Below are 15,835 nucleotides of genomic sequence, written 5' to 3'. Positions count from 1 at the left end.
AAAAAAGCATTCATTAACGAGCATTTTGCAATACTTTTATTAGGTCATTTATATTTTCAACTTTCTGCTGAAACTGATCAAGTCTGCTATGTAGCGATGAAGGATTTTTATCTTCAGTTGAAATAACTTGTTTTAATTCGTTTTCTAATTTATCATACATATCAAAGAAATTATCAAATTCTACACTTACAAGCTCTTCATTTTCGCGATAGAATCTTTTTGCTTCTATATAAGTCATATATGATTTATTTAAAAATCCTAATGAAATTAAATATTTAGAAGTGTTTTCTTGATAAATAGCAATATCACATGCCATTTTAATATCAGAATAAGTCTTTTGAACGAGACAATGCAATTCAAAAATCTTAAACTTTAATCCATTATTCATTTCATCCCCTCCCATCGTATCTATTCTACATAAAATTAGAATATTATACAAAGAAAATTATTAGTATGAAATTGACAATTTAAAAAATAACTTAAGGATAAACAAAATCCCTCGCATTATAAATTATAGTTACGGAGCATTTACCAACATAACAGCAAAATAAAAAGCGAAAAGAATAAATCTTTCCGCTCTTAGAGTAATAAATACATTTCATATTGTGCTAAAGAATTCTTTTCAAATCTACATTTCTTTAAAAAACCCTCCAGTAAATTATTGTTAGGAAACCCAATTGATAAACTTGATAAATGTAATTCTTCTCTTGCTACTTCTAATAATTTCATCCCAACACCAATATTTCTATAATCTTTATCTACGAAAATAAAACTAATTTTACCTTCTTCATTTACACATAGAGAGCCTTTTAAGTCATTAGTGACATATGCACCATAAAATACATTATTTGTTTTTTCGATATAATTAACATCATTTTGCCAATTTATATGGAAGTTTAACCATTTCTGAATTTCATCTTTAAAAGTTGGAAATTCTAATTGTTTTACTTCAATATCCTTACAATCTTTATTCATTATTTTAGTCAAATCATTTAAATTATAATAAGAAAGATCGTACACTTTTTCATAGCCCAACTTATTATAAAAATGAATCGCTCGGTCGTTTCCTACAATGACTTCGAGAAAAAGTTGCTTACATCCATGTTGAATCGCCTCTTCTTTATGCAGTTCAAATAATTTTTGACTCACACCAATACCTCGGTAATTAGGATGAACCGCTAATGTTCCACAGCGCATAGTCTTTATACTTTCATAATCCTTTATACCACCTAATATTACGCCAACTGATTTGTCACCGTCTAAAGCAAGAAAAGAATGTTCTAGCAAATTACCTTCTGGTCCCAAAAAACGGTGTATAAAATCACCTTTTGAAACTTCCATCTTAATAATATAATCGGAAAATCCATCTTTAAAAGCTTCATATACTAAATCAATATTTACTTCACTACATCTTTTATATTGAATCATATAAAATTGCCCTCCAATTGCTTGTATTAACCGCAACATGTACCCATATAATATATTCCATCTATTATAAATTTCAGCTCTTAATTTGAAATGAACGGACATTTCCCTACATATAACCCACTATTAATTTGTTTTATAACAAACTATCTATTATTTACTACATTAATCTCATAAACACGCAAAAAAGCAATTAAATGCTCACATGCTCTTTCGCATGCTAGCATTTTAAAGATTTTTTGTTCTTCTTTCGTTTTATCATTTGCTTGATCTGAAGCAGCTTTTAAACATAGAAATGGTTTTTTATTTATTTGGCATACATAGGCGAAAGCTGCTACTTCTTGATCAACTGCCAATGCTCCATATACGGTATGGAGTAAATATCTCATTTCTGAACTGCGAATACGTTGATCTCCGGATAAAAATGTACCGAAATGTATTGGATCATATGATCGTATTTTTTTTATTCTTCTTACAAGTGATTTTGTTGTTTCAATAGGTGCTGTTCTACCGTTATATAAATTAAAAACATCTTCCCCTGAGCCAGCTGCAGTAACATCGTGTTGTATTGCGTTTAGTGCCACTACAATATGACCGTTTTTCACCTTGTTTGATAAACTTCCGCATATTCCTGTCATAAACAACTCATCTGGCTGAAACTCACTAATTAACAATTGTACACAACTAGCGCAGCTTACTTTACCAACACCAGTAACAACTGATATAATTTCCAGCTCATTAATAGTATGAAAATGAAATTCCCAAGCTGCTCTTTTTTCAACACGTTCACTCGGATAATGTTGATGCAAATACGTCAGTTCTGGTTCCCATGCAGATACTATTGCAATACGTTTCATTACACGCTTCACTTCCCCTATTGTCATTTAAATAAGTTATCTATACTTTCTCGTTCATAATCTGGAATCCATTCTTTGTATTTCTTATATAAATCTCGTATTATTTCTTTATTCTTCGCAATTACTTTACATCCTCTATCATCACACATAAACATGACAATATCTTTCGTTGCATTTATGAGAAATACATCTGGATAAGAAATTTCTTTTTTTCGTCCAAATCGAGGATACAGAGCAGAGAAATCCTCGTGATTAGCAGCTTGTATAAGCAATTCATACTTAATATCTTCCGCAAGACATTTTAAAGAAAAATGATATGTACAATATAAATCTGCTTCTTCATCTTCAAATAGAAACGGTAACGTTTCTTGTCTTATATGAAATCTTAAATCTCTTTTCTTAATATATTTATTGTATACATTTATTTTCTGTGGAGTTTTTATGTTTTCCTTTTTAAATCTATAAACATTTGTCACTACAAACACTACATCTTCTTTTGAAAATATGTCTTCAAATAAGAATTTATTATATGTATATAGTTGAGAAAAGTATTCCATATTTAAATCGTCGGTTCCTTCTACAATTTGATATTTATCTTTTCCGAAATCAAAATATAAATGATTTCCCCACTGAGAATATAAGTAGGGTCCTAATGTAACTCCTGGAAATGTTTGATTCATATATTCTTTTAATTGCATTTCCTTGTCCTTTCTACTGTAAAATTCCTTTTAAATCCCAGTATGCTTCTTCTAGCCACGGATGTATAACTTTCAATGTATCTTTCCTTTCCCACAAATATGAAATATATACAAAAGCTGCTTTTTCCAAAGATTTTTCCAATCCTTTTTTTATTTCTATTAAATATGGTGGTGTCCCGTTTTGATCCCATTCTATTTTATCTGCAACAAATAATACTAAATCCATCTTCGTTGCATGTTTACGCAACGTTGTATGGCAACAAATTGCATTTAAAATTTCTTCATTTTCTACTTTAAATATTTCTTTTGCGATTACTCTCGATAATTTTTGATGAATAATCATAGGAAACTTTTTTCTGCTTCCACTATCTCTACCCCAAACTCTTCAGCAACTGCAATCCTCTCCTCGTTCGGAAAAATGCCACTAATATCATGTAAATATCCTGCAATTGCTGCTTTTTCTTTATCTACGTGAAACTTTTCTGCAATCTTTTTTGCCTCATTTGCCACACGAATTGAATGTTTATATGTAAACTCTTTATTATATTTTAGTAGAAAGGCTTTAATATCATTTTCTATTTTTCCAGTTGGAGTAAATGAATATATATCACTATATAACATAGAAAATCCCCCTTATAACTAACTTACATTATAATGTAGAATCTAAATATCCTTTTTATTTTATATTCGATATTAATCTTTTTACTCCTTTTTAATACGTTACATGAAATTTTATACAAAATCATCGCTACAAGTACATAAATGTTTGATATTATAGTAATGTTGATGATTTGTAAGGAAAGGAACTACACAATGAATAAAAACATATTAATTATTGATGATGATAAAGAAATTGTTGAATTACTTGCTGTTTATTTGCGAAATGAAGGCTATAACATTTATAAAGCTTATGATGGCGATGAAGCATTGCAAAAGGTTTCTACATATGAAGTTGACCTTATGATTTTGGATATTATGATGCCAAAACGAAACGGATTAGAAGTTTGTCAGGAAGTACGTGAAAATAATACTGTACCAATTCTAATGCTTAGTGCAAAAGCAGAAGATATGGATAAAATATTAGGCCTTATGACAGGTGCCGATGATTATATGATCAAACCATTCAATCCATTAGAATTAGTAGCTAGAGTGAAAGCTTTATTACGAAGATCCTCTTTCCAAAATGCTACTTCGCAAAAGAATGAAGATGGTATTATTCGTATTCGCTCTGTTGAAATACACAAACATAATCATACAGTTAAAGTAAATGGAGAGTATATTAAACTAACCTCTATTGAATTCGATATTTTATATTTACTTGCGAGTAATACAGGAAGAGTATTTAGTTCAGAAGAAATTTTCGAACGCGTTTGGAATGAAGATGGTTATGGTTCAAATAAGACGGTAATGGTCCATATTAGCAACTTACGAGATAAACTTGAAACAGTAATGAATGGAGAAAAATTGATTCATACTGTTTGGGGAGTTGGCTATAAAATTGAGAAATGAAGCATTTGATATATTAAAAGATATTCCTAAATGGAAACTTATTTTTTGGCTTTTATTAGCTATCACACTCACTCCTATTACTGAACTAATTATTTATCGCCTCGTTACGAGTGTAATTGAGAGTTCACTTACTCTAACTGAACTCGGTAAAGAATTCATTCGAATTTTTGGTTATGAAAAGTATAAAGGGATTAAAGAGTCTTTATGGATGATGATTGTATCTTATTTGTTTTTATTTTCTATTTTTTCATCCTATCTTTACATTTTTTATCGTCACGAGAAAAAACTTTATTATGAAACTTGTATAAAAAAAATGATAGAAGAAATTCGTTATATTGCAAATGGAAACTTCAATCATAAAGTTTCTATTGTAAATCATAATTATCTAGAAGAATTAGCAATCGGGGTCAATGAAATTGTTGAACAATTAAAAGTCTCAATTGATGAAGAAAGACAAGCGGAACAAGCAAAAAGTGAACTTATTACAAATGTATCACATGACTTACGCACCCCTCTTACTTCTATAGTTGGATACGTAAATTTAATCCATCATGATAATTATAGAGATGAAGTGGAATTGCGATACTATATTCAAGTCATTTACGATAAAGTAACTCGTCTTAATGCATTAATGAATGACTTGTTCGAATATACACGTGTTCAAAATAAAGAATTAAGCTTGTATTCTGTTCCTATTGATATTGTAGAGTTACTTGGACAATTAACTGTTCAATTCCGCATACAGGTTCAAGAAGCTGATATAGAATGTCGGCCTTCTTTCCCGTCTCAAAAGCTTATGGTATTAGCTGATGGTGACAAATTAGTGCGTGTGTTTGAAAATCTTATTATAAACGCTATCGCTTATGGAAGCGAAGGTCGCTATATTGACCTTACTGCTTATGAAAGCAATAATATGATTACAATTGATATAACAAATTACGGACAACCTATTCCTAGTACGGATTTACCTCATATTTTTGAACGTTTTTACCGCGTTGAGAAATCTCGCTCTACAAACACTGGTGGATCTGGACTTGGATTAGCAATTGCAAAAAGTATAGTCGAGTTGCATAAAGGAACAATTGAAGTATATAGTGATGAAGAAAAAACAACATTCACTGTAAAACTACTTCCATACAAATGTTAATATTACAAAGAAAAAGTTCAATTTCTTATCATATAAGAAATTGAACTTTTTCTATTATTTCCCTAAATTTAATAATCCTTTATAATTCTTAAGAAATTCTTTACCTTTTCTTTCTTCCTAATTAAGCATTCCTTTTTACAATACTATTATTGATGTCATAATAGGAGGATCACTTATGCAATTCTTAAAAAAATTCGCTATTTTATTATTATCTTTTTTCATTACTGCACTTATCGTTTTATATTTTTATCTTTATGTAAATGGTCCGATTATTCAAGCTAAATCAGCTATTTTAATAAATGCTAATTCAGGTGAAATTGTTTATAAAAAAAATGAAGAAACCCCAGTACAATCAGCTACTTTATCTAAATTAATGACGGAATATATCGTATTGGAACAACTAAATGATAGAAAAATACAGTTAGATGACTTCGTACAAATAAGTAACGAAGTTTTCCGAGTAGAAACAAGCCCTATACAAGTAACATCGAATGATAAAACAACGGTTCGTGATTTACTTCATGCATTGCTACTGGCAGGGAATAATCGTTCTGCACTCGCTCTAGCAGAACACATTGCTGGAAATGAAGATAACTTTACAATATTAATGAATAAAAAAGCAAAAGAACTACAGTTATTACAACCATCTCCATTTCTAAACTCTACTGGAATTAATCATGATACAAATAAACAATCAACTACAACAGCAATAGACGCAGCTAAACTAGCTGCACGATTAGTAAAAGATTTTCCAGATGTATTGAATATTACGAAACTAACCTCTTACCAATTTACCTTCAAAGATTCCCAGGTTTTCAATACGAATAAAATGATATATTCCCTTAATGAAAACATTAAACTTCAAGGTGTTGATGGCTTACAAACTAGTTTTTCAACTAACGGTAATTATAGTTTTGTCAGTACAGCAAAACTAGGAGATACTAGACTAATTTCAGTAATATTAGATGCAGATGAAGAAAACATCTCATTTATTGAAACAAAAAAGTTGCTACAGTATGGTTTTGATCCTTCCTCGTACTCTGCACTCCAAGCTTTTAAAGACACCCTTACATCTTGGACAATATTGCTTCAGTTTAAAAACTTAATTATACAAACTATAATGATTTTCTTAATCATTACCACCTTAATGTTTTTACATATACGTCAGAAAAAATCCGAGGATTTCAATTAAGAAGTCTTCTTATATATAAAAACCGACTTGCGCTTGAGATGCAAGTCGGTTTTTAATTCTATCATCCTCGTCCAATCAAATTTGCTGAAACTGGTTGCAAGTTTAACTCCCTCGCCCATATAGATAGCTGACCAATATGATGGATTTCATGTACGATTACATGTCTTAAAACCTATGTTTTTTGAGGCATACATCCATCTCTGTTTCCTTTCGTTGTATTCGTTTGTTTAGTTTAAATGGGTTAATCTATTAATTCTATTAAATCCAACAATTGAACTATTACACTTTAAAGTTCTATTCATATACTATAGTAGATTACTAGAAAGGAGGTTTAACTATGGATAGTTGCGTTGTATTTGTAAACGGACAACCTTTTTTAGTTCTTTCAGTAGCTGGTATTGAAATTGCTAGATTAGAGATTTCCCTTCAAGTAGCATTAGCTCTAAGAGTGCTTGGGATACCAATCTGTGATTAATTACCAAATTAAAAGAAAAAGCGGGCATTAGCCCTCTTTTTCTATTTTCTTCTCATCTTTTTTTAACAACTAACAAAATTTAAATTTTTATTTTGTAATGAAAATCCGAAAAATCAATCCATTTTATTCAATAAAAAAGATCAACACCCATACCTCATTATCCGTTTCTAAAAAATTAGAATTCGGTTAATTACAAGAAAATTTAAATATACGAACGTTACATAAAATACTTGTTAGAATATCTGTCCTTCACACTATTTATTTCGCCGACGTTATATAATCAAAGCACCAATGATTAACTTTTTATACGGCTTATTTTAAGTGTGCTAGCATTCTAGGCTAGATGATCATGACTGCAAAAAAACTTCAAGTTCTCGTTTATATAAATCAGATCACGCTTTCACTTTTTGAATCGATTGATAATCTTTAAATTACGGTTCTCTATCTTCTTATCCTTGAAGAGCACTAATCCAACTATACTCTACATCTACAATATGAAATCATGTTTTTAACATACCCCCAGTTTGCAAAGTAAATCTTCCTCTGAAAGTTGTTCACACCACTTAAACCAATCATCTCTTACTTGCCAATTATATTGAAATAAAGTGTACACATTTATCTCTCCCTTACTTCAATTATCCACCTAACAGCATCTGTTATATAATGTGGTTCATCATTTTGAATATAATGACCACTTTGTTCTGCAATTATTAGTTTATTTTTGTTTGATAATCGTAATAATTCTTCTTGCAATTGTAACCATTTTATTTGTGCATCTTGCGAATAAAAAGCTTTTTTACCAGCAGCTAACACGACGAGTGGAATATCTCTCGTCGACTGACAATATTTATCTGCTTCACCCAGACTAAACATAAACTCTTCATAAGAACTTTCATGTACAAATTGTTTATAGTAAGCTTCTTGAAATTCTGGAGACATGATTGGCAAAAATGCTTCTTTATAATTTTCTGGTGTCGAATCAACCAAAACTATTCCCAACATATCTTCAGGATAAAAATCAGTAAATAAACGTGCATTTATACCACCAAAAGAATGTCCTACAAAAATATAAGGTGGCTTCAGTTGTAATAGATTTAAGCATGTTCTCAAATCTTTTACCATTTCAGAACTAATACGTTTCTTGGAACTCTTCCCGCTTTTGCCTAATCCAGCCCGATCGTATGTAAGTATCGTACCATATTCCGTCAGTTCTTCAGCAGTTTGATGCCATGCCTTCGAATAATCACCATAGCCTGATTCCAATATAATAACAGGCTGCTGCTTCTTTCCTTGGAATATTTTCGTATACATTTTAAAATCAGCAATTTGTATATATTCCTCTATACATTTAACCATTGACAATCACTTCTCTTCGGCCAAGTTCCTCGACAGCGTGATTAATTATTTCACTTACAGATAAAGAACCATCCAATATGATATCTGAATTCGGCTTAACAGTATGAATTGCCTCTAAATAAGCTTTTCTCGCATATGTCATGTAATGTTCCAAATCATTATGTATTTCATCTATTGTACCTTCCTTAAAATCTCGCAAAATCCTTCTAGCCATCGCAATATCTAAAGGCGTATCAATAAATATAGTTACATCAATGAATTTTCGCATCTCACTATTTAAGTATGCAAAAGGATAATCTACAATAATATAGTCTAAGGTATTATTTTGTATAAGTTGCTCAATATCATGAATTAATGGTGTTAATACCCACTCATCGTAATTCGCCCCATCATCAATCCATTTACAAATATCAGCAGGAGAGTTATCAAATGTATAACTATCAAAATATAGAGCTTTTGAGTTTTTAAACTTATGCTTTAATCTTTCTGTAATTGTAGTTTTACCTCCCCCCGAAACAGCTGCAATTGAAATTATTTTTGTTTTATTATTCACTATACCCACCAAGCCCCTTTTGTTAACATAATATAATTATAAATTACTATCGTTGCTACTTCTTCCATTCATATTCTAACATACTCATTTCCCATAAATTCCAATACGTTTCTCCTACTCTTTTTGACTCTCTTAATAAGCCTTCTTTTACAAACCCTATTTTTTCGTAACATGAAATGGCCGATATATTAAAATCATACACACCAAGAGTTACTCTATGTAGTTTTAATTCGTCAAAAGCAATATGAAGTACTGCTTTCATCATATGTTTTCCTATAGAACGTCCCCTCATCTTCGTATTACCAACTAATACTTTTCCAATTCTAGCGGACTTATTAATATTATCTATTTGCCCAAGCGAAATATGACCAATAACGTCTGAAGTCTCTTCATCTACCACTTTGAAAGCGAGTGTATTTGCACTTTCTATATACTTCTCTAATTGCTGTTCGTCTAAAGGGAATGTGAATGCATTTCCTGACCATTGTATTAGAAATTCTTCGGAATTAATCCAATTTATTAATTGTTTAAAATCAGATTTTTTAAAGGTTTTTAGTTTAATCACTTCCATGCTCCTTTCGTACATCATACTTTATAACCTCAAACTTATTTCTATATAAAGAATATATTCTCCTTTTATATGAAATTAAAATAAAGCCATTCATGTGAATGGCTTTACAAAAAAGCAGCATAATTATGCCTTGTTTGCTACATCAATACCATTAAAATCAAAGTCAGCAGTAACCGTTGTAACAGGTGGGAAAATTGCTTCAATTTTACAAATGGAAATAATTACTCCAACCGATCCAGGAATAGCCGCAAGCCTAACTACATCACAACTTACAGACGAAACAGTACCTACATAAGTACGTCCCTCTGTATTAATTTGAACTGTTCGATTAATTAATTTCTTAAGTTCATCTCTAATTCCTTGTACACAAGAATTATCACATTTCTCATGCTGTTCTTTTTTACACTCTTCGAATACTTCCCAACAATCATCTTGTTTACATGTACACTTCTTTTTACAATTATTAAATCGAGAACCCAATACCTCACCCCCTAATCCTTTCTATTAGTAAATTATGTCCACTAGCTTAAAAGGGTACGAGGCAAACACATAAAAAGAAAAAAACAAACAATTGTACCAAACCTTCTTTTCATTATTCATTATAAAAACAGACTTCTCCTAATTAAAATCTTGTTTAATGAGCGGCCGTGAATTTAGTCCTACTCCATTTAATGTTTAGACACCACTTTCTAAAACAAATCTTTTTCTTTTAATAAGACGCCCCTTAAAAACACACTAGATTTTCCCATTAACTCACATATACATAGACTTTATTTGTGGATTTCCCATTTTTCATTGTGAAATATACATTTAAAAAGCGTACTCGAAAATAAGATATTATTTGTAATCAGAACATTTTCTTCAATAAATGTTTATTGAAAAATACCATAACTAGTAGTAGTTCTCTCCACTTTCTCTTAAAAATTAGCATAGTTTGTATGAATTCTATATCGAGTAGAAGACACTCTATCATATAAAGATAAAATAGTAGGTTAATAAACAAGCCATTTTTTTATTAAAACATAGAATAATATGAACACTTTTGAAAGGAGGTAGAAATAAATGTCCTGGAAAAATGATTGCTGGAGTTCTCAGAAAAAGCATTGTTGTGATGATTGGTGGAAATCTAAAGAAAAGCATCATTGTGATGATGATTGGAGTTCTAAGGAAAAACATTGTAATGATGATTGGTGGAAATCTAAAGAAAAGTGTCATCGTGATGATGATTGGAGTTCTAAACGAAATAAGTGTCGTTGTAAATGTTTCTTTATTTGTTGCCATTGTAAAAGAAAAAATTGGTAATATTTTTAATGTCAACGTAAAGAAAAAAATATGTCTTTTGGAATCAATCAGGCTTTTCCGGAAAGTTGATCCCTCACCTACTTCCTTGCTTTCGCTGAATTTTTAGGTGGGGGCATTACTGCCCGGCAAATAGCGAGATAAATACTAGGATGTAATATATAAAAAGCTGACTGAGTATAGTCAGCTTTTTATATATTAATACGTAAAGGTTTAAACCGGCATATAAGCATTCGCGCTTTGTCATCACCTTGTTGTTGTAAATTAGTATTTCTCCATTGAATAGACATTCCATAATATCGTATTTTGATTAAAACAAAAAACATACTTAACACCAATAGTAGAATTTTTCTTCTTCATCAAATTCACTTCTTTTCTTTTTATTAACATAAAAAAGGAGCTCTGTTTATATAGAGCTCCTTTCTAATTTTATAATTTACTAGACTGTAACCCTTGAATAAACGGTACTACTTCAGGATTTACAAGTGACGACAAATCACCTAATTCTTTTCCTAAATAAGCTGCTTTAATAACACGGCGCATTACTTTAGAATTACGTGTTTTCGGTAAATCTTCTACAACGTGGATGTCTTTAGGACACAACGCTTTTCCAATATGTGAGTTTACTAAACTCATTAATTCTTTCTTTAAATCTTCTGTAAATATTACCCCTTCTCGTAATACAGCAAAGCAATGACAAACTTCACCTTTCACTTCGTCAGGTACACCAATTGCAGCAGCTTCGATTACATCGTTATGTTTCACAAGAATAGATTCATATTCAGCAGGTCCAATACGTTTACCTGCAATATTTAACGTATCGTCTGAACGCCCTGTGATGATATATTGTTCACCATCGTAAATGACCCAGTCACCGTGGACCCATTTATTTTCAAAACGCGACCAATATGTGTTCACGTAACGTTCATCATCTTCCCAGAAGCTTTTCGTCATACCTACCCAAGGTTTTTCTAAGCATAATTCTCCGACTTCATCTCGAATTGGTTTACCTTGATCATCCAGTACGACAGCTGCCATTCCTGGTAAAGATGCGTTAAAACTAATCGGTGCGATTGGCTTAATAAGAACATTACCGAAAATCCCACCTGAGATTTCAGTTCCACCTGAGTAGTTACAGATTGGAACATTTCCTTTTCCAACTGTTTCAAACAGCCACATCCATGGATCAGGATTCCAAGGTTCTCCTGTTGATGCGAATACTTCCAAACTCTTTAAAGAATGTTTATTGACATACTCATCACCTTTTGCCATTAATGCTCGGATTAACGTTGGCGAAATACCTAGATGAGTAATTTCATATTTATCAACTGTCTCCCATAACCGGTCTGCTTCTGGGAAGTCTGGAACACCTTCGTACATAACCATCGTTGCTCCATTAATGAGTGAACCGAATAATAGAAACGGCCCCATCATCCAGCCCATATCAGTTACCCATAATACACGATCACCTTGTTTAATATTCATTCCAAATCCTGCATCAAAAGCTGCTTTCAAAGGAAATCCTGCATGCGTGTGTACTGTTCCTTTCGGCTTACCAGTCGTTCCTGATGTATAAATGAGCATTAATGGAGCATCACTTTGCATTTCCTCGGCATGTATGAATGGTTTTTCTTTTTCTAGCGTACTCCACGAAAAGTCATAGTTATGTGGTGTAAAATCATTTCCTGCATGACGAACGATAACAACTTTTTCAACAGTTGGGCAATGTTCACAAGCTTTATCTACTTCATCTTTTAAAGAAACAATTTTACCGCGGCGTGAAAATCCATCTGCGGTAATAATCATTTTTGAACCTGCCGCTTGCACACGTGTCATAACTGCATCAGACGCAAAACCTGAGAATATTGGTGAAATAATTGCTCCAATTTTCATTACAGCTAGCATCGCAACAACTGTTTCTGGAATCATCGGCATATAAATTGTTACACGGTCACCTTTTTCAATACCCGCGTGTTTCAAACCATTGGCAACACGGCTTACCCAGTTATCAAGCTCTTCATATGTAAATGATTTTGAAGTTCCATTTTCTCCTTCGTACTGAAGTGCTGGCTGTATTCTTGTCTCTTCATCCGCAAGCCAGCGGGATAAAGCTGATTCTACAACGTTACATGTTCCGCCATTATACCACTGTGCAAACGGTGTACCATTTTCTAAATCTAACACTTCTGTATAAGGTTTCATCCATTGATAGCCAACTGCTTTTTCTGCCTCTCCCCAAAGCCAAGCTGTTTCCTCAATAGATTTATTATAAAAAGTTTCATAGTCTTCATATCCCAATGATTTCATCCAACTATATAAACGTGTTTTTTCCTTGTACTCTTCTGTTGGAAACCAAACTGCTTGTTTCAATGTTTTCCCCTCCTTAACTTTTTGAGCAAGAAAGCCCTAAATAGGGCTTTTAAACTGGATATACAGGATGTTTACGATCCGTGAATACTTGATATTTACTCATATACATTTCGAAACGTCCTTTTAACTCTTCACGTAAATTGTTTGGATGAACAATACCATCAATCACCATCTCTGATGCTAAATGATAAATATCAATATCTTTCTTATACTCTTCACGTTTTTCAGCAATGAAGCTAGCACGCTCTTCTTCTGGTAAAGCTGCAATTTTATTTGCATATACAGCATTAACCGCAGCTTCTGGACCCATTACCGCAATAGAGGCTGTCGGTAATGCCAGGCAGCAATCTGGTTCAAATGCTGGACCTGCCATCGCATATAAACCAGCGCCATATGCTTTACGAACAACGATAGAAATCTTCGGTACAGTCGCTTCACTCATTGCAGAAATCATTTTTGCACCGTGGCGAATAATACCAGCACGCTCTACTTTTGTACCGATCATAAATCCTGGTACATCCGCAAGGAATAATAATGGAATATGATATGCGTCGCATAAATTAATAAACTTAGCAGCTTTATCAGCTGAATCATGGAATAATACGCCGCCCTTCATACGCGGCTGATTTGCAATAATACCAACTGGCTTACCATCAATACGTGCTAAGCCTGTAATTAGCTCTTGAGCAAATAATTTTTTTACTTCATAGAATGAACCTTCATCAATAACTCTATTAATGAGATCTTTCATATTGAAAGGAGCATTTTGATTTTCTGGAATGATTTGTTCTAACGTTTTATCGAATTGTTTCGGTTCTTGGGGTGTAACCAATGGAGTCTTTTCTAAGTAGTTATTTGGAAAATATGAAATGTATTGTCTTGCTTGTGTAATCGCATCTTCTTCTGTCTTACATAAAACATCTCCGCATCCTGATACAGAGCAATGCATACGAGCTCCGCCCATCTCTTCTAAAGTTACCTTCTCACCGATAACCATCTCAGCCATACGAGGAGATCCTAAATACATAGATGCATTTCCTTCTACCATCATTACAACGTCACAAAAGGCTGGAATATACGCACCACCAGCTGCAGAAGGTCCAAATAACAAGCATACTTGAGGAACTTTACCTGATAACTTCACTTGATTATAGAAGATTCTTCCTGCACCGCGGCGCCCTGGGAACATTTCTACTTGATCTGTAATACGTGCTCCAGCAGAGTCGACTAAATAAAATAACGGAACACGTAGTTTTTCAGCTGTTTCTTGAATACGTAAAATCTTTTCAACTGTGCGTGATCCCCATGATCCAGCTTTTACAGTAGAATCATTGGCCATTACACACGCAGTACGACCATGTATTTTACCCGTTGCCGTTACAACGCCATCCGCAGGTAAGCCTGTTTGTTCACAGTTAGCAAATAATGCATCTTCTACATATTCGCCATTATCAAATAGAAGCGCTAAACGATCTCGAACAAATAATTTTCCTTTTGCTTTATTTTGCTCATGATATTTCGGTGCCCCGCCTTGTTTAATTGTTTCAACTCGTTCTTCAAATGAATTAGATTGTTGTTTTTGGTCTAACATATTTACTCCCCCTTATACATCGGTTTGCGTTTTTCTTTGAATGCCTGTAATCCTTCTATTCGATCTTTCGTATGGATTACACCTTCATACGCTTGTTTTTCCATTTGTAATCCGGTATGTAAATCAACTTGAATACCATTTGAAATTGCCTCTTTTGCTAATCGAACAGCAATCGGTCCATTACTAGCAATTTTCTCTGCTATTTCAATCGCTTTCTCTTCAAGTAAATTAGCTGGTACAACAAATTCTACTAAACCGTATTCTTTTGCTTCTTGCGCTGAAATACGTCTACCTGTATAAATTAATTCTTTCGCTCTACCAACACCAATTAATCTCGGTAAGCGCTGTGTACCACCTGCTCCTGGTATAATTGCAAGTGTCGTTTCAGTAAGACCAAGACTTGCAGATTCAGCAGCAATTCTAAAATCACAAGCTAAACTTAATTCCGTACCACCACCAAGTGCAATTCCATTTATAGCAGCAATAACTGGCTGTGGTAATTGTTCAACCATCTCCATAGTAGTGCGAATCATACTAACAGCATGGCGAACTTGTTCTTCATTCATATCGGCACGCTCTTTTAAATCTGCACCAGCACAAAATGCTTTTTCACCAGCACCAGTCAAAATAACTACACGCACGTTTGAATCTTCACTTATTTGAGTTAATATAGTTTGTAATTCATCTAATAATGCTAAAGATAATGAGTTTGCTTGTCTTTCACGATATAACGAAATCTTTACAACGTGAGGTGTTACATAATCAACTGAAATGTTTTGTAATTGTAGCATC

16 protein-coding genes and 3 pseudogenes are annotated in these 15,835 nt (G+C 32.7%); 5 read left to right on the top strand and 14 right to left on the bottom strand.

Annotation, left to right across the window (positions count from 1 at the left end; genetic code table 11):
• Positions 1-13: 13 nt before the first annotated feature.
• The 5 genes and pseudogenes from BUA87_RS04095 to yqeK all read right to left on the bottom strand — a co-directional run bounded on the left by BUA87_RS04095 (position 14) and on the right by yqeK (position 3,601).
• Positions 14-388, bottom strand: a complete 375-nt coding sequence (locus BUA87_RS04095; protein ID WP_001059026.1) for a hypothetical protein — start codon at positions 386-388, stop codon at positions 14-16.
• Between the two features lie 191 nt (positions 389-579).
• Positions 580-1,428 carry a GNAT family N-acetyltransferase gene (locus BUA87_RS04090; protein ID WP_072938492.1) on the bottom strand — a complete coding sequence of 283 codons (849 nt, stop codon included), beginning with the start codon at positions 1,426-1,428 and terminating at the stop codon, positions 580-582.
• 143 nt (positions 1,429-1,571) lie between these two features.
• Complete coding sequence (gene mtnN, locus BUA87_RS04085) at positions 1,572-2,309, bottom strand: 5'-methylthioadenosine/S-adenosylhomocysteine nucleosidase (protein WP_000151939.1); 738 nt, start codon at positions 2,307-2,309, stop codon at positions 1,572-1,574.
• The gene (locus tag BUA87_RS04080) at positions 2,306-2,980 is read right to left on the bottom strand and encodes a DUF3885 domain-containing protein (RefSeq protein ID WP_071714863.1); all 675 of its coding nucleotides are present in this window, start codon (positions 2,978-2,980) and stop codon (positions 2,306-2,308) included. Before BUA87_RS04080 ends, mtnN begins: the two co-directional genes overlap by 4 nt.
• 13 nt (positions 2,981-2,993) lie before the next feature.
• Positions 2,994-3,601: pseudogene (gene yqeK / locus BUA87_RS04075) on the bottom strand (bis(5'-nucleosyl)-tetraphosphatase (symmetrical) YqeK).
• Positions 3,602-3,793: 192 nt separating this feature from the next.
• On the opposite strand from yqeK, the gene BUA87_RS04070 reads away from it, so the two are divergent.
• From BUA87_RS04070 to BUA87_RS04060, 3 genes are all read left to right on the top strand, one after another.
• Entirely contained in the window at positions 3,794-4,489 is a 696-nt protein-coding gene (locus tag BUA87_RS04070) for a response regulator transcription factor (RefSeq protein ID WP_001038809.1), read from the top strand.
• The gene (locus BUA87_RS04065; RefSeq protein WP_072938490.1) at positions 4,479-5,636 is read left to right on the top strand and encodes a sensor histidine kinase; all 1,158 of its coding nucleotides are present in this window, start codon (positions 4,479-4,481) and stop codon (positions 5,634-5,636) included. The genes BUA87_RS04070 and BUA87_RS04065 overlap by 11 nt, the downstream gene beginning before the upstream one ends.
• 175 nt (positions 5,637-5,811) lie before the next feature.
• Positions 5,812-6,828, top strand: coding sequence for a D-alanyl-D-alanine carboxypeptidase family protein (locus BUA87_RS04060; protein WP_001160060.1), 1,017 nt, complete (start codon positions 5,812-5,814; stop codon positions 6,826-6,828).
• A 61-nt stretch (positions 6,829-6,889) separates the two neighbouring features.
• On the opposite strand, the pseudogene BUA87_RS04055 reads toward BUA87_RS04060, so the two are convergent.
• A pseudogene (locus tag BUA87_RS04055) lies at positions 6,890-7,000 on the bottom strand (DinB family protein); the annotation flags it as partial.
• A gap of 165 nt (positions 7,001-7,165) precedes the next feature.
• Here BUA87_RS04055 and BUA87_RS04050 point away from each other — a divergent pair.
• Entirely contained in the window at positions 7,166-7,303 is a 138-nt protein-coding gene (locus BUA87_RS04050) for a DUF3956 domain-containing protein (protein ID WP_000376554.1), read from the top strand.
• Between the two features lie 350 nt (positions 7,304-7,653).
• On the opposite strand, the pseudogene BUA87_RS31175 reads toward BUA87_RS04050, so the two are convergent.
• The 5 genes and pseudogenes from BUA87_RS31175 to BUA87_RS04025 all read right to left on the bottom strand — a co-directional run.
• A pseudogene (locus BUA87_RS31175) lies at positions 7,654-7,916 on the bottom strand (DinB family protein); the annotation flags it as partial.
• Between the two features lie 2 nt (positions 7,917-7,918).
• Complete coding sequence (locus tag BUA87_RS04040; protein WP_072938487.1) at positions 7,919-8,659, bottom strand: alpha/beta fold hydrolase; 741 nt, start codon at positions 8,657-8,659, stop codon at positions 7,919-7,921.
• Positions 8,652-9,212: a nucleoside/nucleotide kinase family protein gene (locus BUA87_RS04035; RefSeq protein ID WP_072939479.1), complete on the bottom strand. Its 561-nt coding sequence runs from the start codon at positions 9,210-9,212 to the stop codon at positions 8,652-8,654. The genes BUA87_RS04040 and BUA87_RS04035 overlap by 8 nt, the downstream gene beginning before the upstream one ends.
• 55 nt (positions 9,213-9,267) lie before the next feature.
• The gene (locus BUA87_RS04030) at positions 9,268-9,801 is read right to left on the bottom strand and encodes a GNAT family N-acetyltransferase (protein ID WP_000990089.1); all 534 of its coding nucleotides are present in this window, start codon (positions 9,799-9,801) and stop codon (positions 9,268-9,270) included.
• Between the two features lie 105 nt (positions 9,802-9,906).
• Complete coding sequence (locus tag BUA87_RS04025) at positions 9,907-10,263, bottom strand: hypothetical protein (RefSeq protein ID WP_000535577.1); 357 nt, start codon at positions 10,261-10,263, stop codon at positions 9,907-9,909.
• Between the two features lie 562 nt (positions 10,264-10,825).
• On the opposite strand from BUA87_RS04025, the gene BUA87_RS04020 reads away from it, so the two are divergent.
• Positions 10,826-11,191, top strand: a complete 366-nt coding sequence (locus tag BUA87_RS04020) for a hypothetical protein (protein ID WP_079997160.1) — start codon at positions 10,826-10,828, stop codon at positions 11,189-11,191.
• Between the two features lie 320 nt (positions 11,192-11,511).
• Here the strand turns inward: BUA87_RS04020 and BUA87_RS04015 are convergent, their stop codons facing one another.
• The 3 genes from BUA87_RS04015 to BUA87_RS04005 are packed head-to-tail and all read right to left on the bottom strand — an operon-like array spanning position 11,512 to position 15,834.
• Positions 11,512-13,452, bottom strand: coding sequence for an AMP-binding protein (locus tag BUA87_RS04015; protein ID WP_072938486.1), 1,941 nt, complete (start codon positions 13,450-13,452; stop codon positions 11,512-11,514).
• A gap of 49 nt (positions 13,453-13,501) precedes the next feature.
• Positions 13,502-15,043, bottom strand: coding sequence for an acyl-CoA carboxylase subunit beta (locus tag BUA87_RS04010; protein ID WP_000886744.1), 1,542 nt, complete (start codon positions 15,041-15,043; stop codon positions 13,502-13,504).
• A gap of 2 nt (positions 15,044-15,045) precedes the next feature.
• The gene (locus BUA87_RS04005; protein ID WP_000939814.1) at positions 15,046-15,834 is read right to left on the bottom strand and encodes an enoyl-CoA hydratase; all 789 of its coding nucleotides are present in this window, start codon (positions 15,832-15,834) and stop codon (positions 15,046-15,048) included.
• Position 15,835 lies beyond the last annotated feature (1 nt).

It is taken from the genome of Bacillus sp. bc15, assembly GCF_900142585.1.
In the GTDB taxonomy this organism is placed as follows: domain Bacteria; phylum Bacillota; class Bacilli; order Bacillales; family Bacillaceae_G; genus Bacillus_A; species Bacillus_A cereus.
This window is presented reverse-complemented; position numbering and strand designations above follow the sequence as displayed.